Origin of the sequence: Streptomyces pseudogriseolus (genome assembly GCA_002154585.1) — a bacterium.
Classification (GTDB): Bacteria; Actinomycetota; Actinomycetes; order Streptomycetales; family Streptomycetaceae; genus Streptomyces; species Streptomyces pseudogriseolus.
The window spans coordinates 1-628 of record MUNG01000406.1 but is presented as its reverse complement, the minus strand read 5'-3'; the positions used below and the strand labels follow the sequence as shown (position 1 = coordinate 628).

At 75.5% G+C, this 628-nt stretch carries 1 protein-coding gene; it reads left to right on the top strand.

The genetic code is table 11. The features are described from left to right. Positions 1-62: 62 nt before the first annotated feature. Positions 63-628, top strand: a 566-nt coding sequence (locus CCN29_RS29230; RefSeq protein WP_143661399.1) for a TerD family protein, incomplete at its 3' end; no start/stop codon positions are given.

Below are 628 nucleotides of genomic sequence, written 5' to 3'. Positions count from 1 at the left end.
CCCCGCGCGGGGGCCGGTTCGGCGCACCCGACACACCGACGCGACACAGGGGGACCAACGCGATGACGGCCGAGCTGGTGCGGGGGCAGAACCACCCGCTGTCCCAGTCCCGTCTGGAGATCCGGATCTCGGCCGGCACACCGGTCGCGGCCGCCGCCGCACTCGGCGACGAGAACGGACGGATCCACGGCACGGAGTGGGTGGCCCATCCGGGCGCCCCCGTGCAGCCCGGCCTGGAGGTGTCGCGCCAGGCGGCCGCCGACCACCGGCTCGCGGTCGACCTGGACGCCATGACCGACGCCGTCCACCGCGTCAGCGTGCTGCTCGCCCTGCCCGCCGCGAACGCCGGCGTCGGGCCGGCCCGCTTCGGATCTGTGGCGGCCCCCTTCGTCGCCGTCACCGGCCTGGACGGCACCGAGGTCGCCAGCTACACCATCACCGGCCTGAACCTGGAGTCGGCCGTCGTCGCGCTGGAGCTGTACCGGCGGCAGGGCGCCTGGAAGGTGCGCGCCGTCGGCCAGGGCTACGCGGGCGGACTGGCCGAACTCTTCGCCGACCAGGGGCTGTCCGAGGCCGCGCAGCTCGCGGCCGGCATCGACGAGGCTGTCGCCAAGGGCCTCGTCGATGC